This window comes from Alphaproteobacteria bacterium, from assembly GCA_030740435.1.
Classification (GTDB): domain Bacteria; phylum Pseudomonadota; class Alphaproteobacteria; order UBA2966; family UBA2966.
Genome location: JASLXG010000058.1, coordinates 1 through 21,253 on the forward strand (window position 1 = coordinate 1; position 21,253 = coordinate 21,253).

A 21,253-nucleotide genomic window follows, 5' to 3' on the forward strand; every position below is an offset into this window, starting at 1 on the left:
AGCGTTCCCGAACTGGAGGCGGCCATCGACGACTACCTCGCCAAGCACAACCAAACACCCAAACCCTTCGTCTGGACCGCCACAGCCCAAAGCATTCTCGGAAAGGTCGATCGGGCACGACAGGCGCTTATCCAGGTGAAATCGGGTAACTCATAAATGAGTCGGAACACTAGCTTGCTCGGTCAAAACGTTGGTGCCGGGCACAGGGTCGAATTTGTAGTGGGATGCCCGATTTGCTAGCATTGTCGGCGATGGGACGGCAATACCATTTCCACGAAGTTGGATGTCAGATGGGGAATGACGGTTTGAGCAATTACCCGAGTAACGAGCCGGTTCGTCTTTCGCTGGAAAATCAGCCAAGTCGCGAGGGAAGATATAGCGACATTGGTGATTTACACCGCGAAAACGATGGTATTTGCGGTATCGAAATCCTCGACGATTTTGAACGCTTCAACCAGGCAAACGATATTTATACCCGGGGCCAGTGGGATTCCCGAATAAGGTCGGAAAAAGTTCTCAATTGGTTCAAGGGGATGTTCACCCCAGGTATAGGTGTCAAAAAAAGTGAAGGATATTCGGCCCGCGATTTCGCGTTGAAAAATGCCGGCTGGATGGCGACAAATCTGATTATCCAGCGTAGCCGTCATGCAGATCGGACCGATGGCTTTCTCGACTATATCGAGGAGTTTTGCCCGCCAAATCCAGAAAAAATGGAGATAGAATCAGTCGAGCAGATGACGGCCGAGCTCAAACACGCTTGTCTTATGTTTGGCGCTAGCGATGTGGGTATCACCGCTAACGATCCGAGGTGGCATTATACTAAGAATTTTTCCGCAAAATCCTTGACTGAAAAAGAATACGGAATTCCGGAAGATCTATCGAACGTTGTCGTCGTGTTGACGGAAATGGATTATGACGTCATTCGTACCTATCCATCTGCAACCGCCGGGGTGGCGGTTGGCAGCGGTTATTCACATGATTGTGCGATGACGTTGGCGATAGCCACATTCATTCAAAACATGGGTTACCGGGCAGTGGCGACTGTGAACGACACCTCGCAAGGTATTCCCTACGCGATACAAGCGGGACTAGGCGAATACGGCCGCAGTGGCATGCTGATCCACCCCAAGTTTGGACCACGGACGAGGATTGGGCGCATTCATACGGATCTGCCACTGAATCATGATAAGCCGATGCGATTTGGCGTGCGGGAGTTTTGTGAGATTTGCCGTCGGTGTTCTGATGGCTGTCCACCAAAAGCGATCCCCGCGAGTCCGCCCCAAGATGAGATTATCAATCAGTCGAATATCATAGGTATTCGAAAATGGACGGTCGACGCAGAGAAGTGTTTTCAATTCTGGGTTAATCAAGGAACTGAATGCGGCGTATGTATTCGCGATTGCCCCTATAACAAGGATTCCGACAGTCTGTTGACACGGCACTACTACAAGATGTGGACAAACCTGGCGTCATCGCCTTTCAAAAAGCTCGCTTTGTGGATGGATATCAAGCTTGGCTTTGGCGGCAGGTTGCGCCCCAACGAATATTGGAAAACCAAATTGCGCGAGTAAAACTAGATCGCTGTAACCGGGGGAATTATGGATAAGCGTACATTTGGTCAAATTCTAACTGCAAATACGATCCATCACGGAAGTCGCCTTGCAATTGTCGAAGGGCAAAGCCGGTGGACCTATGGTGAATTTGGTGCGCGCGTCCAAAGATTGGCGAGTGTTTTGGTGGACAAAGGATTATCTCCGGGCGACCGCTTTGCTGTTTTTGCCAAAAACAGCCGATCCTTCGAAGAATTGCGCTGGGCTGGATTTGTCAGCGGTATCGTTCCGGTGGCGGTCAATTGGCGGCTCGCGCCACCAGAGATCGAACACGTGCTCGCTGATTCCGGCTGTGATACTATTTTCCTGGATAGTGAGTTCGTCGACGTGTTTGACCACCCCACTTTGAGAAATTGGCAAGACGGGATGCAGCAAATTGGACCTGAACTGGAAGCGTCGATTATTCAAGCGGCGCCTGCCAAAATAGATCACGAAATTGATCCAGATAGCGACGCGATGCTGTTCTATACAGGTGGTACGACCGGGCGCAGTAAGGGGGTGAGGCTCAGCCATTGGAATATTATTTCATGCGGCATGGCGTTCGGTCTGGGGATTCGACCGCGCTCCGACGACGTTTTTCTCCACGCTGCACCAATGTTTCATTCGGCGGACTTGTTGGCAACTGCTTGGTTTCTCAATGGGGCAGCGCACTGTTACCTGCCAGCCTTTTCTCCTGCCGGTTTCCTCCAATGTGTTGCTGAGAATAAAGTGAATGCGACTGTAACGGTACCTGCCATGTTGATGGCTATTGTCGGCGGAAACGATCTCGTAAATGCCGACATATCTTCTATAAAAACCCTGATTTATGGTGCTTCGCCGATGGCTTTTGAGTGGATTGAGAAAGTTGCTAAAGGGTTCCCGAATGTCGATTTTCTCAATTGCTATGGCTTGACGGAAGCGGCTCCGGATTTGACGATTTTCGAAGCTCAGGAATTTCGGACAGCGATCGAAAGCGGCGAGCGCAAGGGCATTGTCACTTCGGTTGGAAAGCCGAATTCTCTGGTCGATTTACGCGTCGTCGACTCCGATGGTGCGGTTGTCCCGCCGGGAGGAATTGGCGAGCTATGGGCCCGGGGGCCGAACATCATGAAAGGCTATCTGAATTTGCCCGAAGAAACGGCTTCGGCCATCTCCGACGGCTGGCTTCATACCGGTGACATGGCCCGCATCGATGCCGGGGGCTACGTTTTTTTGCTCGACCGCCTGAAAGATCTGATTATCAGCGGCGGTGAAAATGTCTATTCGTCCGAGGTTGAAGCGGCCTTGCACCGTCACCCTTCGGTTCTTGAGGCCGCCATTATTGGTGTTCCGGATGAGCGGCTCGGTGAGGCATTATTTGGCGTCGTTGTGTTGCATCCGAAGTGTGAAGTGACAGCCGAGGAATTGATCGCGCATTGTCGTGATTTGATCGGCGGCTACAAAATCCCCCGGCGCTATGCCTTTGTCGAAGCGCTACCCAAAAGTGCGCTTGGTAAGGTCTTGAAAGCGGAATTGAGAGATCAATATTCATGAGAATTCGGTGCGTATTCCGCGGGATTGATCCTGGCATTCTCTAGGCATATCGAAGGCTACCGGCACGAAGACGAAATGCGGCTTCGGTTGGCCGGCGCTAGATCGCTCTGGGTCAATCGCGTCGTTTCGGTCTCGACTGTCCCACGCCTGCTTTCCTGCGGGCACCGGACTTGGCGGCTGACACTGGATCACAAAATCAGGGCTGACCCACGGCCCATTCACGGAAAGACGGCCACCCGGCCGCCTTTCTTTGTAGCGGCGGGGACGGCACGGTGTGGGCAGGCCCAAGACGGTGCGAAAGACCATCGACACAGGCCGAAAACCGCGCCGCAAGAGAATCAGCTAGTATTGTCACTCCGTAGGGATAGACGGGAGCCCTATCGATGCAAACGGCCTATGACCTGATCTGGCTTTCCGCCGAACGCACGCCCGACCATCTGGCCCTGGTCGATGACCTAACCGAACGGGCCTTGAGCTACCGCGCCCTGATCGAGGAGATCGACGCCGTCGCTGCGGGCCTGGCGGAGCGGGGCGTGACGGCGGGTCAACGCGTGGCCACAGCGCTGCCCGGCCTGTTCGACCATGGCGTTGTGACGCTGGCGCTGCAGCGCCTCGGCGCGGTCCCGGCCCTGATGAACTTCCGCCTCGATGCCGCTGACATCGCCGGCCTGATCCGCCAGGGCGGCATCGGCGGCGCGGTCATTCCCTCGGATCCGGATCTGGCAGCGGCCATGGCCGGCGAGCTGCCCGACGGTGCCCCGCTGCTGGCCGTCGGCGGCGCCGTCGGCCCGGCCTCGGACTACGCCGCCTGCCGCGGCGACCCGGCGCAGCTGCTGCCGCTGCCGCGGCCAGGAAGGGAGGACGAGGCCTTCATCTTCTACACTTCCGGCACGACCGGCCTGCCCAAGGGGGTGGTCCTGGCGCAGCGCACCACCGAGCACCGCATCCTCTGGCTCTCAACCCAGGCCGGGCTGCGCCACGGCAACCACAACCGGGCGCTCGGCTTCATGCCGCTTTCCCACGCTATCGGCTATTACGGCGTGTTCCTGGCGACACTGGGCTTGGGCGGTACCTACTACGTGATGTCTGCCTTCCAGCCTCAGAAGGCGGTGGAGATGGCGGAGCGCTACGCCATAACCTACATGTTCGCCATTCCGACGCTCTACCACGCCATGACCATGGCGCCCGGCTACGCACCGGAAAGGCTCGCGTCGCTGGAAGTGGTGCTCTACGGCGGCGCCGCCATCGAGCCCGAGCTGGTCCGCCACATGGACGACAACTGGGGCGGCACCGTGCGCCACATCTACGGCACCACGGAGACCATGTGCTCGCTCTACAACCCGGACCCGGTGGAGGCGCCGGCCAAGCTCCGGCCGGGATTCTATTCGCGCACCCGGGCGATCCAGTTGGGAGGCGGGCCCGACGATCTCGTGGCTGCCGGCGAGGAAGGCGAGCTGATCATCGACGCCACTGCCGACACCATCTTCTCGGGTTACCTGAACCGCCCCGAAGCCAGCGCCAAGAAGATGAAGGACGGCTGGTACTGGTCTGGCGACATTGTCGTCGCCGAGCCGGACGGGGACCTGACGCTTTGCGGCCGGGTCGACGACATGATCCGCAGCGGTGGCGAGAGCCTGCATCCCGAGGAGGTGGAGGCTGTACTCGACCTCCATCCCGGCGTCGCCGAATCCTCGGTAATCGGCCTCGACGATCCTCACTGGGGCCAGATCGTCGTCGCCTGTGTGGTACGCTCCGACGATGAGGTCGACGTCGCCGCCCTCGATGCCCACTGCCGCGCCAGTTCCCTGGCCGGCTACAAGCGGCCGAAAGCCTACCTGACGGTTTCGTCGCTGCCCCGGAACGCAGCGGGAAAGGTGTTGCGACGGCTCTTGCGAGATACCGCGGCAGACGCCCGGAAGGGAAGCGACGAGGCCGTCTTCGAGGCCGTGGTGTCGTGAGACGGAGTTGAAGGGGTCGTGTCCCCGGGTTCCACCGGGTCCCCGTTTTCCTTGCAAAGCATAGGAATCGCAATTCGGTGGAACATTTCGTACCGAATTGCGGTCGGCCAAAGGTCCGTTCTGGGTCACGAACGTCATTTGTCAACGGCGGAGTAAATCCAGTCCACCGGGGCGGAGTAAAATCAGTCCACCTTGGCTGACGACGGGCGCCTCTTCAAATTAATTCCCAACAAACACTCTCCTGAGGCAAAGCTGACCGGCCCTCGTCGTTACACCATCCCAGGGGAGATAGCTCCCTACGTCCTGCGGGTGGGGTGAGCATCGGCTCGGTGCAGAGGGTGGTGGCCCAACAGGCTGCTTGAGGCATTGAAATCACCGACGCTCTGTCTACATGTACGCCATGCTGTCAGCGATACTTCAAGAACCGCCGCCCGATGCCTCCCTGAACGAGTGGCTCGAGTTCCTTCATCAACTCGATGATTTGTCCAATGACGGTGCAGTCGCCGGCCTGCGGGCCGATGCAGAGAAAATGATCCTAGAACTGGAGGGGCGGGCTGCATAGCTGCCTTTGTCGCAGTCACGCTGACCAGGCGCTGTACATCCTCCGCTTCTGCCGTCGATAGGCCTCGGCATAACGGTCCAGCACCGGCTCTGGCGATGCCACAGGGCTGGCGAAGTTGAGGGCCAGGGCATCGCCCTCATCGGGGGACCTGATGCCGCGCCGCTTCATGTCTTCTTTCTTTTCCAGCTTGAGGCGCGTGTTGCTGTCGAAGGCATATGACGGCCCCGTCAGGTCGGCGTGGAGGCTGTCGCGGTCGGGAATTGATACCGGCCCATACTGTGACCCCCTCTTCATCCCCAATGGAGAAGAGGTTGCCAAACCCCTCCCGCGCCTCGCGCTGGAACGCCTCTCCGAAGGACGGGTACGGGATACGTCGAGGTAGGCGATGACGGCGCGCAAGCCGATCTGTTCGCTGGCATCCAGGACCCGGAACTCGCTGGCGTCGGCCTGGGCCTTGGCCAGCGAAAAGGCGTTCTCGGTGGCCTCGCCGTCGAATAGCAATTGGCTCATGGTCAGGCTGCTCTCGCCGCGCCACAGGTTGACGCTGTTGTGGCCGCGCCCGGTTCTGGCCCGGGTCGAGGAATTGTTGGTGCGGGCGCCGCCGGCGGCCAGGCGGGCATCCAGCGTCGGCAGAAAACCAGCCCGGGCTACATCCACGTTGCGATCGGCAGAACCCAGCAGGCATGTGCCGCCCTGACCGTCGGATGGCCGCGGATGGCCCTCTGAACGATGTCCTCCAGCGTGATGGCCGGCACCTCCTTGGGATCGCCCGGCGGCGCCGGAACGGCCGCTGGGGGAGCCCTTTTCTTCACCGCCCGGCCACCGTCGTCAGGGCTGGGGGGCGGCTTCGGCACCGCCGCCTTGGCGGCTTTCGGCGCCGCCCCCTTGTCGGCCCCATCCATCAGCCGCTTGGCCATTTCGACGCCCCCCCTGGGCGGCGCCTTGAGCTTCGCCCCGGCCTGCGGCTGGGGCCGCCGCAACAGCGATTTCGGAGCCCCCGGCGCCGCTTTCAGTGCCACTTTCGGTACTTTTTCCGATCCTTTCCCGGCGCCGGCCGGCGCCGCATCCTCGGGCGGCTCGGGTTCGAAATCCGCCATCACCCGCGGCGGTTGGCCGATCGCCACCCTGGCCGTGCGCCAGAGCCGATCCTGGGGCCCGGCGCCGGCCACCAGGTCGAGCACGACACGATGGCCACCATGCTTGTCGGGTGCGAGGAGGAAGGCTTGGCGCACCCGTGCCGCCGCCTTGGTATCGACATAAAGGTCGGCGCCAAGCTGGTTGGGCCGGCTCTCGACGCGCCAGCTGCCGATCAGACCGCGGCCCCGGCGCGGGGCGGCGTTGCCGGACCAGTCGGCGTCCGGCAGGTGAATGCGCAACACCCGGCCCCCCTTGCTGAAACGGTAGGCGAAACCGGCAACTTCGGAGAGATCGATTACCAGGCGCGTCTTGCCGGGATGCTGGCCCAAGCGGATGGCGGAGATGGTCGGCAGGCCGCCGTCTTGGGCGGCGGCGGGGGCCACCACCGCCGGCCCCGCCAACAAGGCGACGGCCAAGCCTGCCGCCACCAGCAGGCTCGGTAAGGCCGCCCGCTCCATCGCCCGTGCCCTGGCCACGGCCAAGTTCAAACCCCCGCTGCCAGGGGCCGCCGGCCCTGTTTGGTATTCTTGTCGCCGCGAAAGGCGCCTCTCATGGCTGGGGATCCCTTGCATCTAGCTGACGGTGAGTTGCGAGATGTCGGAATCGATCAGCAACGTGGCACTGCCGATCTTGTAGGAGGCGAAGTGGATGCCGTCGACCACCGTGGTACCACTGCCGGTCCAGCCCTGGCCCGTCGAACTCACCACGTCACCCGTGCCGCCCAGCACCTTGAGGGTGTTGGAGGTGTCGGAGATATCGAGCACGTCAGAGAGCTCGAGCGTCAGCGTGTTGCTGCCCGCGCTGCCCAAATCGATGGTCTCGATACCGGCGATCTTGTTGTTGCTCAGCGCCGTCAAATCGAGGTTGCCGGCATCCAGGCGCAGCGTATCGCTGCCCGAGCCGCCGTCGAGGCGGCGGAAGCCGGCATCGGAAACCGCGAGGGTGTCGTCGCCGCGGCCGCCGGCCATGGCGTCGACGCCGCCGAGCCCGACCAGCAGGTCGTCGCCCAGCCCGCTCACCATGGCATCGGCCGCCGTGGTCCCGGTCAGCGTATCGGCGCCAGTGGTACCCAGCCGCGTCACGGAATTGGTGAAATCGGCGCCATATACCACGTAACTCTCGCCGGCCCCCAGGGCGGCGCCGACGTCGGCATCGTAAGCCCCGATGATGAGATCATCGAAGCCGTCACCGTTGATGTCTCCCGCCGCCGCCACCGCGTGGCCGCTGGCGTCGCCGGCATCGCGACCGTCGAGCCGGAAGCCGTTGCTGCCATTCAGCGAGGAAAGCGCCAAGGATCCCGACAAGCCCACGCCCGTGCCGCCGAACACCAGGTAGCTTTCGCCGGCCGAGGCGTGGCCGCCCGGGTCGGCATGATGGGCGCCGATGATCAGGTCGTCGAAGCCGTCGGCGTTGACGTCGCCGGCCGAGGCCACGGAGTGGCCGCTCAAGTCGCCGGCATCGCTGCCGTCGAGCCGGAATCCGGTGGTGCCGTCGAGCGCGGACAGCGCCAGCGAGCCACCCGCGCCGACGCTGGCGCCGCCATAGACGAGGTAACTCTCGCCGGCTCCGAGGGCGCCGTGCGGGTCGGCGTTCTGGGCCGCGATGATCAGGTCATCGTAGCCGTCGCCGTTGAAGTCGCCGGCCGAACTGACGGAGAAACCGCTGCGGTCGTGGGCGTCGATGCCATCGATGCGGAAGCCTGTGGTGCCGTCCAGCGCCGATAGCGCCAGCGCGCCGGCCGAGCCGACAGTGGCGCTGCCGAAGACGACGTAGCTCTCGCCGGCATCGGCTATGGCGCCCACGTCAGCCCGATGGGCGCCGATGACCAGATCATCGTAACCGTCACCGTTGAGATCGCCGGCCGCCGCCAGCGCACTGCCGCTCAAGTCGTTGGCATCCTTGCCGTCGAGCCGGAAGCCGGTGGTGCCGTCCAGCGCCGAAAGTGCCACCAGGCCGCCCGAGCCGAGACGCTGGCGCCACCGAACACGACGTAGCTCTCGCCGGCCCGGCTGGCGCCGTGGGGGTCGACATCCTCGGCCCCGATGATCAGGTCATCGTAGCCGTCGCCGTTGAGGTCGCCGGCCGAGGCCACGAATTCGCCGCTCTGGTCGCCGGCATCCTTGCCCTCGAGCTTGAAGCCGTTGGTCCCGTCGAGCGAGGAAAGCGCCAGCGTGCCGCCGGCAACGACGCCCGCGGCGCCGAAGACGACGTAGCTCTCGCCGGCCTGGCTGGCGGCATGCGGCGCCGCGCCTTCGGCGCCGATGATGATGTCATCGTAACCGTCGCCGTTGAGGTCGCCGACGGAACTTATCGAGGTGCCGCTTAGATCACCCGGGTCGATACCGTCGAGCCGGAATCCGTTGGCGCCGGAGAGCGACAACAGCGCCAGCGTGCCGCCTGCGGCGACGCTGGCGCCGCCGAAGACGACGTAGCTTTCGCCGGCTGAGGTGCGGCCGCCGGGGTCGGCGCCGTGGGCCCCGATGATCAGGTCGTCATAGCCGTCGCCGTTGAAGTCGCCGGCCGAGGCCACGGCATCGCCGCTGAAGTCACCGCCGTCGATACCATCGATGCGGAAGCCCGTAGTGCCGTCGAGCGAGGCCAGCGCCAGCGCGCCGTCGGCGATCAGCAGGCTGGCCGCCGACTGGGCCGGGCTGACGGCCGTGAGATCGGCCGAGATATGATTGTCAATCAGGGCCACGGCGGCGCCGGAAGTGTATTTGGCATAGACGGCACCGTCGATGGTCCGGCTGCCGGCCTGGGTCCAGACGCCTTCCAGCTTGTTCGAGGTAGGAATCGTAGCTGTGCACGCTGCCCGTGCCGCCCAGCGTTATGGCGGCGTCGTCGTTGTTCGCCAACAAACTCCCGGCGGCGTCAAAGAGCCAAACCTCGACGTCCACCGAATCGCCCTGGTTCTTGCCCAGATCGACGTCGAGGATGATCTTTTCGCCAGCCCGCAGCTCGATGGCATAGAAATCGCGGTCCTGGACCTCCTCGACGTGGGCCTCGATCTTGACCCGGGGCAGGGCCGCATTGCCGACCTCGGCCCCGGCGGCGATGGCGAAGGCCGAGCGCGGAATGACCTGGGCCCCGCTGATGGTGTCGTTGGCCAGGCTGCCGATGCGGTTACCAAAGAGCACGTCGTTGCCGTCGCCGCCCGCAATGGTGTCGTTGCCGCCGCCGCCCTCGATGGAATCGTCGTCGGTACCACCACTCAGCACGTCGTTGCCGCCGCCGCCGACCAGGCTCTTGGTGGCGCTGGTGGCAGGGAAAATCGTGGGCAGGTCAAGCGGCCCAAAGTGAGGCGCAGGCCCCGCGACGGGTAAGGGGCCCAGCGGGCCCAGGGGCCCAGGGGGCCCAGCGGACCGACGGGGCCGAGGGGACCGAACAGTCCAGGAGGACCCAGGGCAAAACCCGGGACCGGTCCCGGCCCGGGACCCACGCCTGGCAGCCCAAAGAGCTCGGGAAGTTCGTCAGGCGGGACGACATCTTCGCCCTCTGCCGCCGCTTCCCCGGCTTCACCCTCACCCTCCGTCGCCGCCTCCATCTCTTCCCCGGCGTCGTCATCGGCGTTTTGTTGCGCCCCTTGATCGGCGTCTTCGGCGCTCGGCTGGCCCCCGGGTTGCGATGGCTGGGGTGGCGGGGGCAGGATGGCCAGCCCGGCGCCGTAGCGCTGTTCGATCTCCGCCGCCGGCAGCAGCACCGGCGTCACCGGCGGCAGGTTGATGCCGAAGACGCTGGTGGTCTGGTTGGCGAGATTGAGGATCAGCGTGCCGGCGGCGTTGAACACCACGATCTCGCCGACCTCGCCGCCCGGCTCGGGCAACAGCGTGATGCTCTCGAGCTGGCCCTCGGGGCTGACGGCACCGGCGCCCTTGGTGCCGCGAATGCCGATGTTGGCCACCGGCGTGCGTATGACCATGGCGTCGGAGCCGCTGTAGGCGATCTGGCCGCTGGCGAAACTGAAGACGCCCTGGACCACCGAAAACATCGATCTGCCGCTCTCGGCGGCCGGGTCGAAGACCAGCTCGTCCAGCGCCAGACGACCATCGCCGCCCAGCGCAAAGGTCGAATCATCGACGAAGATGATGCTGACGCTGGCCTCGGGGCCGGTCTCGATGACGTCGCCCTGATGGACCGGATCGCCGATTTCCAGGCCGCCGCCGGTGCCATCGCTGTTCAAGGCAGTGACGTAGCCTTCCAACACCTCGACCCGGCCGATCGGCGTTTGGCCTTGTCCAGCCGCGGCCTGGGCATACTGGCCGGCGGCCTCGGGGCCGGCCAGGATTGCCGCCAGATCCGCCGGTATGCGGGCGCCTTGTTCGGTCAGCAGGTCCGGCGGGCTGTCGCCGGCGAAATAATCCCTGACGATGACACGATCGCCATTCCCACCGACCAGCAGCAGGTCCTGCCCGTCGCGCTCGAACTGCGCCGACAGCAGGAAGGTTCCGCCCGGGCTATGTGGGCCCCCGGTAATGACGAGCTGTTGGCTGCCCGCGGCATCGATGACCAGCGAGAATGGCGCCGGGGCGGGCGCCGGGGACGGCGCCGGCGTCAAACCCAGGCCGGGGCTCTCTGCGATGGCCTTCGCCAAAACTTCGTTGGCCCATTCGCGGTGAACGACAGACACGTTCAGAACCTACGTTCAGGGTTGCCCGCGGGCCAGCCTGCGGCGAGGCAACGATCGGACCTTGTCGGCGAGCGCTGAAATTCAGCTGAGTGCAGCACCGGACCCCCAAAATCACAGGACAAGAACTTCGCCCTTTTTTTCGCGACCGACGCCGCTCAACATACAACATGAAGCGCTTTGAAATCAACTGAGTAGCATATGTTGTAGGATGGCCTTGGCAGCCGGCAACGGCAAAGCCGGCCCAAGGTCGTTTCCCGGGGCCGCCGGACGATGTGGGAGACCTGGCGGGCTAGTGGAACGAGCCGCCGATCAGGTCGCGGGCGATGATCAGGCGCTGGATTTCGCTGGCACCCTCGCCGATGCGGCGGATGCGCATCTCGCGGTACCAGCGTTCGAAGGGGAAATCCTTGGTCACGCCGTAGCCGCCATGGATTTGTATGACGCGATCGACCACCCGGCTGCCGGCCTCGGTGGCGGCCAGTTTGGCCATCGCCGCCTCGGCCCGGAAGGGCTCGCCCCGCTCCGCCTTGTGGGCGGCGGCCAGGGTCAGCCAGCGTGAGGTGCGGATATCGAGCTCGTTGTCGATAATCATGTTCTGGATGGTCTGGCGGGTGGCCAGCAGATCGCCGAAGGTCTCGCGGATCTTGACGTATTCGATAGCCATATCCTGGGCCCGCTGGGCCACGCCGACACAGTTGGCGGCGTAGGGGATGCGGTTTTCGGTGAGGCGCTCGTTGGCGATGCCGAAGCCGCCGTCGACCTCGCCCAGCACGTTGGCCGCGGGCACCCGCATGTCCTCGAACTGCAATTCGGTGCCGTAGTAGGTGGAGCGCAGCGTGTGCACGACGCGGCGCACATGAAAGCCCGGCGTGTCGCTGTCGACGATGAAGCAAGTCACGCCGGCCCGACCCTTGTCCGGATTTGTGCGGGCGAAGACCAGGCCGAAATCGCCCTTGTCGGCGCCTGAGATGAAGATCTTCTGGCCGTTGATCAGCCAGTCGTCGCCGTCGGGCACCGCCCGGGTGCGGATGGCGCGGGCCGGGTCGGAGCCACCCGAGGGCTCGGTGAGGGCGAAAAAACCATGTTTTTCGCCGCGCAGCACGGGCCAGAGATAACGCTCCTTCTGCTCCTCGGAGGCGTCGTAGAGCTGGGCCAGGCCCATGCCGCCGAAGACGCCGTAACAGGGCGCGTAGAGCCCGGCGCGGTGCTGAGCCAACTCGAACGCCAGCAATGTCCGGGTCACCAGGTCGAGGCCCGAGCCGCCGTATTCCTCGGGCACGTCCATGTTATGAAGCCCCATCTCCTGGGTCAGGCCGACCAGGCGCTGGAAATCCGCTTCCGCCAGCTCGCCGGCGTCCGGGTCCATTTGCGCTTCCAAGGGATCGATTTCCTGGCGCACGAAGCGGCGCACCTGTTCGACCAGCAGGCGCTGTTCGTCGGAAAGCTCCAGATCCATGTGTTGTCTCCTAGCCCAGGCTCAAACGGCCGATGCGCCGCGGCCGGTGGCTCTCGTTGCCGGCCGGCAGCGCGCCGTGGTCGGCGACATGCACCCCCAACAGCTCTTCCCAGCGGCTCATGTACTGGTGGTTGACCTCGAGGCGAAAGCGAAAGCCTTTGCCGCGCGCCGCCAGTTGCTCGCGCAACTCGCCCTGCAAACCCCACAGACTGCGGCCGCCGGCATAGCCGATGTAGACCACTTGGCCCTCGCCGTCGGCGATCTGGTAGACGCCGAGATGGCCTCTCAATTCCTCGACCCCCTCGGCGCTCAGCGCCCGCCAGGGTTTTTCCAGACGTACCGCCACCGCCGGCGCCCTCCCCTACAGGCCTGAGAAATTCGCCTGCCGGCGTTCCATGCGCGCCGCCACCCCTTCGCGGGCATCGTCGCTGGTGCTGACCTGGCGCACCGTGGCGTTGAGATCGTCATAGGGCGTGGCATCGCGAAAGGCCATCTGCCGCACCAGGGTCTCTTTCATGATGCGCAGCGACATGGGCGCGTTGGCCGCCAGGCGGTCGATGATTTGCTGCGCCACGGCCGCCAATTCGGCGGCCGGGGCGACGCGGGCGATGATGCCTAAGTCGAACATGCGGCGGGCCGGCAAGGGATCGCCCAACAGCAGGATCTCGCGGGTGGCCACCGGCCCCGCCACCTCCATCAGTTTCTTGGCCAGGAACCAAGTCGGCGCCAGGCCGATCTGGGCCAGCGACATGCCGAAGATGGCCTCATCGCTGGCCACCACGAAATCGCAATGCAGAGCCAGCTCGTTGCCGCCGGCGATGGCCGGCCCGTGCACCACTGCCACCACCGGCAGGGGGAAGACCTCGACCGCGCGCAGCATGGTTTCGATCTCGGTGGTCTCGCCGAAAGCGTCTTGGCGCTGCGTCAGATCCATGCCGGAGCAAAAGGAAGGGCCGTTGCCGCGCAACACGGCGACCCGTTCGTGCTGCGCCGGATTGGGCGGAAAGGCCGCGATCAAGCCATCGATGGTCTCGCCGTCCAGGGCGTTCCGCCGCTCCGGACGGTTCAGCGTCACCGTCCGTACCGGACCCTCCACATCCACCAGAACCTTGCTCATGCCGCGCTCCCGTCGATCTTTGCTGGTTGCCAAGAGGCGACTATAGCAAAGCCGGTGAGAAATGCGGCCTAGTGGTGCGAACCAAACAGAAGAGACCTTCTGTTTGGTGTCTTGCGCACCACGATTCTTAAGAATCTAGTGGCCTTTCGATTCTACCGGATGGGCACCATCCGTTAGAATCGGACCACTAGGGCCCCGATGGTTTTTGCGACGGCACTTCACACAACGCAGCGATCAAATTACCACGAGCATCGTGGGCCCCGCACCTCTGCGCAGGTCTCCCGCAGGCTGACAACATGAGCAAACCCCCATTTCCCAGATGAACTCGTTAATCGATGCCCTGAGATGGAGATTATGCTATCATTTTAGTAGAGTATCAACCTCGTGGATGCACGCGCAAACGCCCTGAGTTCACTCACCCGCTGGCAGTTCGGCCCTGACTGGCCCGGACACCGTTGCGGTGCCAAGACACGGCGCGGGACTGCCTGTCTGAAACCTGCCCTCAGTGGCAAGAACCGTTGCCAGTTACATGGCGGCAAGAGCACCGGTGTTAAGGGTGCGCATAATGGCAATTTCCGGCATGGCGAATACACCGCAAAACGACGAGGGCACAAGCAAAGGCACGCATAACGGATCCCCCCAACCTGGATATCTGCCGCCACCAATGCAAAACATAGGCGCGCAGTCGGCGCCGGCAAAGAGTTTTCACAAGATCCTCACCACCCTCGTCGATGGCGACAATACCCCCGGCCTTGCTCGGCGTTGGAAGTTTCCCGATATTTCTCGAAATAAGTTGAGAGTGCCGTAGCGGTTCGTGTAGTTTCCCCTGCGCCGGCCCAGCCCAATTCCGGCAAGGTTCTTCAAGAGGCCCGAAATCCAGTGAAAAATTGTGATGCTTGGCGGCGCGCCGTGACGCGCCTGCTTCTCGTGGTTTGCCTTTCCGCCCCAGCCGCCGCTTGCGACAGCATTCGGAATATTTCGTCCTCTCCCGTGTTTGGCGGAAGTTCGGCACCGGGCCCCGTACCGCGTGACGGCCAAGGCCGGCCGATTCTGCCTCCGCAGGTGAAAGCCAAATCAGGCTCGGGTTAAGAATCCGGAATCTGGCCTTGATTTGGGGAATGGGAGGTAGAACCTTCCCCCTGCTCTGTCCCCCGAGCCCGCCTCAACGAAAGCGGGCCAGCAGACCGCCGCCACGGCGCAGCAGGTCGCTGCCGAGGCGCTGCAGGAAGCCGTTTATGGCGCGGCCCTGAAGGGCCCGGCCGCGGCGTTCGTAAAAGCCGTGGTCGATGTCGCCGGAATGCGTGCGACGCAGGTTGGCGATATGGGTCTCGACGGCTTGGATCTCGGTAGCAGTCATCGGTCGTCTCCTTGTTCAATTGAAAATTTCTCAGTCACGGACAGTTCAGCATCGGCTGCAAATCCGCTATTTCACCTAGATAATTACGATGTGACTGCTTGACAAACGACGATTTTTCACTAAACTGATGAAAAAATTTCATCATTTGGAAACTCCATGCAACGCCTGCCGCCGCTCAACGCCGTGCGCGTCTTCGAGGCCGCCGCCCGCCACGAAAGCTTCCATGCCGCGGCTGCCGAGCTCAACGTCACGCCATCGGCCGTGAGCCACGCGATCAAAAGCCTGGAAGAATTTTTCGGCCAAATGCTGTTTCGCCGCGCCCATCGCCAGGTCAGCCTGAGCCGGGCCGGTGCGGCCTACCTGCCGGCGGTTCAAGAAGCGCTGCAGGCGCTAAGCCGGGCCGGCGCCGCGCTGGCCCGGGAGAACAGCGCCGGAGCCCTGACGCTGAGCGTCTCGCCCTCCTTCGCCGTGGGTTGGCTGGTGCCCCGGCTCAGCGGCTTCCAGCTTCGCCATCCCCAATACGAGGTGCGGCTGAGCGCCGCCATCGAGCTCATCGATTTCTCCGTCGCTGACATGGATGCCGCCGTGCGTACCGGCTCAGGCCACTGGCCGGGCCTGATCAGCCACCGGCTGATGACGGAGGAGCCGGTGCCGGTTTGCAGCCCGGCGCTGCTCACGGGGCCCGAGGCCCTGAGCCGGCCCGAGGACCTCGAACACGCCACCCTGCTGCACGACCTGCCCCGGCTCGGACTATGGCAGAGCTGGCTCAGCGCCGCCGGCGTGGCCCACCCCGACCCGGTGGCCGGGCCCAAGTTCCAGACCGCCGCCATCACCGTCGAGTCCGCCGCCGGCGGCCTCGGCGTGGCGCTGAGCAACCGCAGTTTCGTTGCTGAGGCGTTGCGGCTCGGCCGTCTGGCCATCCCCTTCGACATCACCGTCGGTAGCCAGACCACGCATTACCTGGTCTATCCCGAAGAACGCGCCGAGGAGCCCCGCATCATCGCCTTCCGCGACTGGCTGCTGGTCGAGGCGCGGGGCGAGGACGCGGCCGAAGTGGTGGCTTAGTCCTCGTCGATGGCGACGATCCCGCGGGCCAAAAGGTCGGCGATTTCGGACTCTCCGAGCCCCAGATCGCCGAGCACCTCGCGGCTACCCTGGCCGACACGGGGCGGCTCGTGGCGCAAGCCAAAATCGTGCTCTCCCAGACGCACGGGGATCTTAGGCAGCCGTGTGGTGCGGCCGTCGGCCAGGCGGGTCTCGACCAGACCGCCGCCTTCCACCAGTTGCGGGTCGTCGTAGAGGTCCTGCGGCCGATTGACCGGTGCAAACGGTATGCCGGCGGTGTCGCAGGCCGCCACGACTTCGTTCAGCGCCAGGCTGCCGATGCGGGCCTGGATCTTCTGCAGCACTTCGGCGCGCCGGGCCAGGCGGCCTTCGTTGCTGGCCAAACCGGCATCGCCGGCAAGTTCATCGAGCCCCAGGTGCCGGCAAAACGGCGCCCACTGGCGCTCGCTGACGATGCCGACGAAGAACTGCGCGCCGTCGCGCGTCTCGAAGAGATCATAGACCGCCCAGGGGCCGTCGCCCTCGGGCATCGGCGGCAACTCGCGCTGGGCGATGGCGGCGGTGGCCATGTGCTGGCCCACGAGGAACGCCGTGGCCTCAAAGAGCGCCGCCGTGACGTTCTGGCCCTGGCCGCTTTCGCGCCGTTCGTAAAGTGCGGCCAAAATTCCCAGGGCGCCGTAGCTGCCGCCCATGATGTCGCTGACCGAGGCGCCGGCGCGCAGCGGCCGGCCGCGAGGCCCGGTCATGTAGGCCAGGCCGCCCATCATCTGCACCAGGTTGTCGAGGCTGGGGCGGTGCTCGTAAGGGCCGGGCATGAAGCCTTTTAGCGAGCAGTAGATGAGCCCGGGATTGAGGGCGGCGCAGGCATCATAACCAAACCCCAGGCGCTCGACGGCGCCGGGGCCGAAGTTCTCTATGAAAACATCGGCCTCGGCGATGGCACGGCGCAGGATGGCCTTGCCGTCCTCGCTCTTGAGATCGATTGCCAAACTGCGTTTGTTGCGATTGAAGAAATGAAAGAGCCCGACGCCGAAGCCGCCCAAACGGCGGGTGTCGTCGCCATCGGGCACTTTCTCGATCTTGACCACGTCCGCGCCCATGTCGGCCAGCACCAGGCCGCAGGTCGAGCCCATGACGACGTGGCCAAGCTCGATCACCCGGATGCCGGCCAGCGGTAATGGATCCGTCATGCCGCTACTGCCCGTTGAGGGAAATCGAGGCCTGGTAGACGTACCGGTCGCCACGAAAAAAAAGGTGCGTCACCGCCACCGCGGCATCGCCGGCGACGCGGTAGACGTTCTCGATGAAATAGAGCGGATCGCCGAAGTCGACTTCGAGGATCTCGGCCAGGTCGCGGTCCGCCACCGCCGCCTCGACGGTCTGGTCCATGCGCTCGAGCCCGAGGCCCAGGTCGTCGCGCATGACGTCGACGAAGTTGCGGTTGCCGGCCATGGTCTCGTTCGTGACCCCGGCGAAGCGTTCCGGCGCACCGTAGTTGACATGGTAGGAAAGCGGCCGGCCCTCCAGGCGGCGGCGCCGACGCATGGACCAGAGCGGGGCCTCCGGCGCCAGGCCCAGCGTTCGGGCCACGGCGGTCGGGCCCGGTGCCCGGCTTACCTCCATCACGCTTTGCTCGATGGGCAGGCTGGTACTGCCGGCCGAGTCCAGCCAGTCGCGGAAATTGCCCGAGACGGCAATGGCCACGCGGTGATCTTCGGGCCTCGGATTGACCACCGTGCCCAGGCCGCGCCGCCCGGTGATCCAGCCCTCGTGGGCCAGGATCGAAAGGGCCCGGCGGATGGTGATGTTGCTGACGCTGAACTGGCGCTCGAGCTCGTTGGCCGGCGGCATGACGCAGCCCTGGCGATAGAGGCCGTCGCGCAAGCGCCGGCGCAGCGTCTCGGCCACCTGGCGGTACTGGGGGATGGTCTGGCTGCTGGTCATGCCCCCAGGAACCGTTCCTCGGCCAGGCCGTCGGAAGCCTGGTGGGCGGGGATGCCGCGCTGGTCGGCACGGTCGAGGATTTGCAGGCAGGTCTGGCGGATGGCCCGCACCTTGTCGATGACCTCGGCCTTTTCCAGGCGGTACCACTCGGCCTCGCAACTGATCAGGCCGCCGCCGTTGGCGACGTAGTCGGGCAGGTAGACGATGCCGCGCCGGGCCAGCTCGAGGCCGTGGCGGTCCTCGTCGAGCTGGTTGTTGGCGGCCCCGGCGATGACCCGGGCCTTGAGGCGCGGCACGGTGTCGTCATTGAGAACGGCACCGCCGGCACAGGGCGCGAAGACCTCGGCGTCGACGTCGTAGACAGCCTCGGGCGCCACCATGTCGGCGCCGAATTCATCGACCGCACGTTGGGCGTTGGAGGTGACGACGTCCGCCACCGTCAGCTTGGCACCGGCATCAAAAAGCAGCCGGCAAAGATTGAAGCCCACGTTGCCGACGCCCTGCACGGCCACATGCAGGCCGCCGAGATCGGCCGAGCCCAAGGCGCGCTCGGCGCCGGCGCTGATCGACTGGAAGACGCCCAGCGCCGTCAGCGGCGCCGGGCCGCCGTAGCCGCCGTCCTCCTCGCGCAGGCAGGTGACGCACTCGGTCTGCGTCTTGATCTCGGCCATATCGAAGGGACTGGTGCCGATGTCCTCACCGGTGATGTAGCGCCCCCCCAAAGTGTCGATCCAGCGTCCCATGGCATGCAGCAACTCAGGCGTCTTCTGCGTCGGCGCATCGGCGATGATCACCGATTTGCCGCCGCCCAGTTTGACCTTGGCCATGGCCGCCTTGTAGGTCATGCCCTTGGAAAGCCGCAGCACGTCGCGGATGGCCTCGGCCTCGCTGGCGTAGGGCCAAATGCGGCAACCGCCCAGCGCCGGGCCCAGGTTGGTGTTGTGGATGGCGATGATGGCGCGCAAACCGGCGTCGGGCTGGTTGACGAACAGCAGGCGCTCGTGGCCGTCGTATTCGGCTGCTTCGAAGACGCTCATGCCACACCCCCTTCGATATCGATCATCTTGCCCGGGTTCATGAAATTGGTCGGGTCCAGGGCAAGCTTCAGTTGCCGCATGACATCGACGGCGGGGCCCAGTTCCTCCACCAAAAAGTCTTTCTTGCCCAGCCCAATGCCGTGCTCGCCGGTGCAGGTGCCGTCCATGGCCAGGGCGCGTCTGATCATGCGCTCGTTGTATTCCTCGGCCTCCTTGATCTCCGCCTCATTCGTCATGTCGAGTACGAAGATGAGATGAAAATTGCCGTCGCCGACGTGGCCCAGCATGGGTACCGGCAGGGAACAGGTCTCCAGATCCTTACGCGTCTCGGTCATGCACTCGGTGAGGCGCGAGAGCGGCACGCAGATGTCGGTGCCCCATAGCTCACAGCCTTCGCGCAGCGCCTTGGCGGCATAGGCCGAATCGTGACGCGCCTGCCACAACCGGTTGCGCTCCTCGTGATCGCTGGTCCAGCGGAACTCGCCGCCGCCCTGGTCGTCGGCGATCGCCCGCATCATCTCGATCTGCTCCTCGACGCCGCGCTTGGTGCCGTCGAATTCCATGAACAGCGTCGGCTCGGCGGCATAGTCGAAGCCCGAATAGGCGTTGACGGCGGCCATCATGACGGCGTCCATCAGCTCGCAGCGCGCGATGGGGATGCCCGACTGGATGGCCGTAACCACCGAATCGACGGCCGCCTCGACGCTGGGAAAGGCCACCACGGCGGCGGACGTGGCCTCGGGAATGCCGTGCAGCTTGAGCGTCACCTCGGTGATGACGCCAAGAATGCCTTCCGAGCCGACATAAAGGTGCGTGAGATCGAGCCCGGCCGCCGTCTTCTTGGCTCGGCGCGCGGTTTCAATGACACGGCCGTCGGGCAGCACGACTTTCACGGCCAGTACGTTGTCCTTCATGGTGCCGTAGCGCACGGCATTGGTGCCCGAGGCCCGGGTCGCCGTCATGCCGCCCAGCGAGGCGTCGGCACCGGGATCGACGGGAAAGAAAAGTCCGGTGTCGCGGATGTGCTCGTTCAACTGTTTGCGCCGCACCCCTGCCTGCACGGTGCAGTCGAAATCCAGGGGATTGACGGCCAGCACGGCATCCATGCCGGTGACGTTGACGCTGACACCGCCATGCACAGCCTGCACGTGCCCCTCGACCGAGGTGCCGGTGCCAAAAGGAATCAGGGGCACGGCCCCTTCGCGGCAGATGTCGACCACGCCCACGACCTCTTCGGTGGTCAGGGGAAAAACCACGGCGTCGGGTTCGGCCTGGTGGTGGTGGAACTCGTCGTGGCCATGTTGTTCGCGCACCGAGGCGGCGGTCGAAAGGCGGTCGCCGAGAAGCTGTTCGAGGTTGTCGAGCACCGCGGGGGATACGGCCATGGTTTGATTCCTTATCGACCGTCATCCCCGCGAAAGCCGGAACCCGGACTTGGTTGGCTTTTGTCTATACGGACGGACAGGAAAAAGACCCAAACTGGGTTCCCGCTTTCGCGGGAATGACACAAAGACACTCGGCTACCCACCATCAAACTGGTCGAAAGCGGCCAGGGCCTCGGCGCCGTAGACGGCGGCCGGGCCGCCGCCCATTTCAACGGCCACGGTGATGGCCTCGACCACTTCCTCGCGGCTGGCGCCCTTCTTGGTACTGGCCCGGGCGTGGTAGGTGATGCAGCCCTCGCAGCGGATGGCCACGGAAATGGCCAGCGCCATCAACTCCTTGGTCTTGGCATCCAAGGCACCATCAACCGACACTTTGGTCATGAGATCCCGGTAGGCGCCCATGGGCCCGGGCGCGGCCTGGAAAAGCTCGCGGCTGGCCAGGTCGATAGCCGTGGCTCGTGCGGCATAGTCTTTGCCCATATCCAT

General features: G+C 64.1%; 22 protein-coding genes and 1 pseudogene. 8 read left to right on the forward strand and 15 right to left on the reverse strand.

Annotation, left to right across the window (positions count from 1 at the left end; genetic code table 11):
• From QGG75_06710 to QGG75_06730, 5 genes are all read left to right on the forward strand, one after another.
• Positions 1-156 (forward strand): IS630 family transposase (locus tag QGG75_06710; protein ID MDP6066930.1); only part of this gene is annotated, 156 nt, incomplete at its 5' end.
• A gap of 68 nt (positions 157-224) precedes the next feature.
• The gene (locus QGG75_06715) at positions 225-1,571 is read left to right on the forward strand and encodes a reductive dehalogenase (GenBank protein MDP6066931.1); all 1,347 of its coding nucleotides are present in this window, start codon (positions 225-227) and stop codon (positions 1,569-1,571) included.
• A gap of 27 nt (positions 1,572-1,598) precedes the next feature.
• Positions 1,599-3,122: an AMP-binding protein gene (locus QGG75_06720; GenBank protein MDP6066932.1), complete on the forward strand. Its 1,524-nt coding sequence runs from the start codon at positions 1,599-1,601 to the stop codon at positions 3,120-3,122.
• Positions 3,123-3,505: 383 nt separating this feature from the next.
• Complete coding sequence (locus tag QGG75_06725) at positions 3,506-5,080, forward strand: AMP-binding protein (GenBank protein MDP6066933.1); 1,575 nt, start codon at positions 3,506-3,508, stop codon at positions 5,078-5,080.
• A gap of 391 nt (positions 5,081-5,471) precedes the next feature.
• The gene (locus QGG75_06730) at positions 5,472-5,642 is read left to right on the forward strand and encodes a hypothetical protein (protein ID MDP6066934.1); all 171 of its coding nucleotides are present in this window, start codon (positions 5,472-5,474) and stop codon (positions 5,640-5,642) included.
• A 15-nt stretch (positions 5,643-5,657) separates the two neighbouring features.
• On the opposite strand, the gene QGG75_06735 is transcribed toward QGG75_06730, so the two are convergent.
• The 9 genes from QGG75_06735 to QGG75_06775 form a co-directional block, all read right to left on the reverse strand.
• Entirely contained in the window at positions 5,658-6,299 is a 642-nt protein-coding gene (locus QGG75_06735) for a TolC family protein (protein ID MDP6066935.1), read from the reverse strand.
• Complete coding sequence (locus QGG75_06740; GenBank protein MDP6066936.1) at positions 6,290-7,267, reverse strand: hypothetical protein; 978 nt, start codon at positions 7,265-7,267, stop codon at positions 6,290-6,292. The genes QGG75_06735 and QGG75_06740 overlap by 10 nt, the downstream gene beginning before the upstream one ends.
• Before the next feature lie 84 nt (positions 7,268-7,351).
• Complete coding sequence (locus tag QGG75_06745) at positions 7,352-8,728, reverse strand: integrin alpha (GenBank protein ID MDP6066937.1); 1,377 nt, start codon at positions 8,726-8,728, stop codon at positions 7,352-7,354.
• Positions 8,662-9,477, reverse strand: a complete 816-nt coding sequence (locus QGG75_06750; protein MDP6066938.1) for a hypothetical protein — start codon at positions 9,475-9,477, stop codon at positions 8,662-8,664. Before QGG75_06750 ends, QGG75_06745 begins: the two co-directional genes overlap by 67 nt.
• Positions 9,464-9,997, reverse strand: coding sequence for a hypothetical protein (locus QGG75_06755; GenBank protein ID MDP6066939.1), 534 nt, complete (start codon positions 9,995-9,997; stop codon positions 9,464-9,466). The genes QGG75_06750 and QGG75_06755 overlap by 14 nt, the downstream gene beginning before the upstream one ends.
• A complete protein-coding gene (locus tag QGG75_06760) occupies positions 9,991-11,370 on the reverse strand; it encodes a FecR domain-containing protein (protein MDP6066940.1) in 1,380 nt (459 codons plus the stop codon). The genes QGG75_06755 and QGG75_06760 overlap by 7 nt, the downstream gene beginning before the upstream one ends.
• A 325-nt stretch (positions 11,371-11,695) precedes the next feature.
• Positions 11,696-12,862: an acyl-CoA dehydrogenase family protein gene (locus tag QGG75_06765; GenBank protein MDP6066941.1), complete on the reverse strand. Its 1,167-nt coding sequence runs from the start codon at positions 12,860-12,862 to the stop codon at positions 11,696-11,698.
• 10 nt (positions 12,863-12,872) lie between these two features.
• Positions 12,873-13,208, reverse strand: a complete 336-nt coding sequence (locus QGG75_06770; GenBank protein ID MDP6066942.1) for a hypothetical protein — start codon at positions 13,206-13,208, stop codon at positions 12,873-12,875.
• A 15-nt stretch (positions 13,209-13,223) separates the two neighbouring features.
• Positions 13,224-13,979, reverse strand: coding sequence for an enoyl-CoA hydratase-related protein (locus QGG75_06775; GenBank protein ID MDP6066943.1), 756 nt, complete (start codon positions 13,977-13,979; stop codon positions 13,224-13,226).
• Positions 13,980-14,384: 405 nt separating this feature from the next.
• On the opposite strand from QGG75_06775, the pseudogene QGG75_06780 reads away from it, so the two are divergent.
• Both QGG75_06780 and QGG75_06785 read left to right on the forward strand, forming a co-directional pair.
• Positions 14,385-14,534 (forward strand): annotated as a pseudogene (locus tag QGG75_06780) (HGGxSTG domain-containing protein).
• Between the two features lie 10 nt (positions 14,535-14,544).
• On the forward strand, positions 14,545-14,787 hold the full coding sequence (locus tag QGG75_06785; protein MDP6066944.1) for a hypothetical protein: 243 nt from the start codon (positions 14,545-14,547) through the stop codon (positions 14,785-14,787).
• 354 nt (positions 14,788-15,141) lie between these two features.
• Here QGG75_06785 and QGG75_06790 read toward each other — a convergent pair whose 3' ends face one another.
• On the reverse strand, positions 15,142-15,336 hold the full coding sequence (locus tag QGG75_06790; GenBank protein MDP6066945.1) for a hypothetical protein: 195 nt from the start codon (positions 15,334-15,336) through the stop codon (positions 15,142-15,144).
• 156 nt (positions 15,337-15,492) lie between these two features.
• On the opposite strand from QGG75_06790, the gene gcvA reads away from it, so the two are divergent.
• Positions 15,493-16,401 carry a transcriptional regulator GcvA gene (gene gcvA / locus QGG75_06795; GenBank protein ID MDP6066946.1) on the forward strand — a complete coding sequence of 303 codons (909 nt, stop codon included), beginning with the start codon at positions 15,493-15,495 and terminating at the stop codon, positions 16,399-16,401.
• On the opposite strand, the gene QGG75_06800 is transcribed toward gcvA, so the two are convergent.
• The 5 genes from QGG75_06800 to QGG75_06820 all read right to left on the reverse strand — a co-directional run bounded on the left by QGG75_06800 (position 16,398) and on the right by QGG75_06820 (position 21,247).
• Positions 16,398-17,591, reverse strand: a complete 1,194-nt coding sequence (locus QGG75_06800) for a CaiB/BaiF CoA-transferase family protein (GenBank protein ID MDP6066947.1) — start codon at positions 17,589-17,591, stop codon at positions 16,398-16,400. The two genes, gcvA and QGG75_06800, sit on opposite strands and share 4 nt — an antisense overlap.
• Positions 17,592-17,595: 4 nt before the next feature.
• Positions 17,596-18,345 (reverse strand): GntR family transcriptional regulator, encoded by a 750-nt coding sequence (locus QGG75_06805; protein ID MDP6066948.1) that lies wholly within the window; start codon positions 18,343-18,345, stop codon positions 17,596-17,598.
• Complete coding sequence (locus QGG75_06810) at positions 18,342-19,382, reverse strand: Glu/Leu/Phe/Val dehydrogenase dimerization domain-containing protein (protein MDP6066949.1); 1,041 nt, start codon at positions 19,380-19,382, stop codon at positions 18,342-18,344. Before QGG75_06810 ends, QGG75_06805 begins: the two co-directional genes overlap by 4 nt.
• Complete coding sequence (locus tag QGG75_06815) at positions 19,379-20,767, reverse strand: FAD-linked oxidase C-terminal domain-containing protein (protein MDP6066950.1); 1,389 nt, start codon at positions 20,765-20,767, stop codon at positions 19,379-19,381. The genes QGG75_06810 and QGG75_06815 overlap by 4 nt, the downstream gene beginning before the upstream one ends.
• Positions 20,768-20,902: 135 nt before the next feature.
• Positions 20,903-21,247: a carboxymuconolactone decarboxylase family protein gene (locus QGG75_06820; GenBank protein MDP6066951.1), complete on the reverse strand. Its 345-nt coding sequence runs from the start codon at positions 21,245-21,247 to the stop codon at positions 20,903-20,905.
• Positions 21,248-21,253 lie beyond the last annotated feature (6 nt).

Bases quoted from the DNA above. Each gene is read 5' to 3' on its own strand.
- QGG75_06730 (MDP6066934.1), top strand. From the start codon at position 5,472: ATGTACGCCATGCTGTCAGCGATACTTCAAGAACCGCCGCCCGATGCC.
- QGG75_06810 (MDP6066949.1), bottom strand. From the start codon at position 19,382: ATGAGCGTCTTCGAAGCAGCCGAATACGACGGCCACGAGCGCCTGCTG.
- QGG75_06785 (MDP6066944.1), top strand. From the start codon at position 14,545: ATGGCAATTTCCGGCATGGCGAATACACCGCAAAACGACGAGGGCACA.
- gcvA (MDP6066946.1), top strand. From the start codon at position 15,493: ATGCAACGCCTGCCGCCGCTCAACGCCGTGCGCGTCTTCGAGGCCGCC.
- QGG75_06820 (MDP6066951.1), bottom strand. From the start codon at position 21,247: ATGGGCAAAGACTATGCCGCACGAGCCACGGCTATCGACCTGGCCAGC.
- QGG75_06765 (MDP6066941.1), bottom strand. From the start codon at position 12,862: ATGGATCTGGAGCTTTCCGACGAACAGCGCCTGCTGGTCGAACAGGTG.
- QGG75_06815 (MDP6066950.1), bottom strand. From the start codon at position 20,767: ATGGCCGTATCCCCCGCGGTGCTCGACAACCTCGAACAGCTTCTCGGC.
- QGG75_06725 (MDP6066933.1), top strand. From the start codon at position 3,506: ATGCAAACGGCCTATGACCTGATCTGGCTTTCCGCCGAACGCACGCCC.
- QGG75_06800 (MDP6066947.1), bottom strand. From the start codon at position 17,591: ATGACGGATCCATTACCGCTGGCCGGCATCCGGGTGATCGAGCTTGGC.
- QGG75_06715 (MDP6066931.1), top strand. From the start codon at position 225: ATGCCCGATTTGCTAGCATTGTCGGCGATGGGACGGCAATACCATTTC.
- QGG75_06775 (MDP6066943.1), bottom strand. From the start codon at position 13,979: ATGAGCAAGGTTCTGGTGGATGTGGAGGGTCCGGTACGGACGGTGACG.
- QGG75_06790 (MDP6066945.1), bottom strand. From the start codon at position 15,336: ATGACTGCTACCGAGATCCAAGCCGTCGAGACCCATATCGCCAACCTG.
- QGG75_06720 (MDP6066932.1), top strand. From the start codon at position 1,599: ATGGATAAGCGTACATTTGGTCAAATTCTAACTGCAAATACGATCCAT.
- QGG75_06805 (MDP6066948.1), bottom strand. From the start codon at position 18,345: ATGACCAGCAGCCAGACCATCCCCCAGTACCGCCAGGTGGCCGAGACG.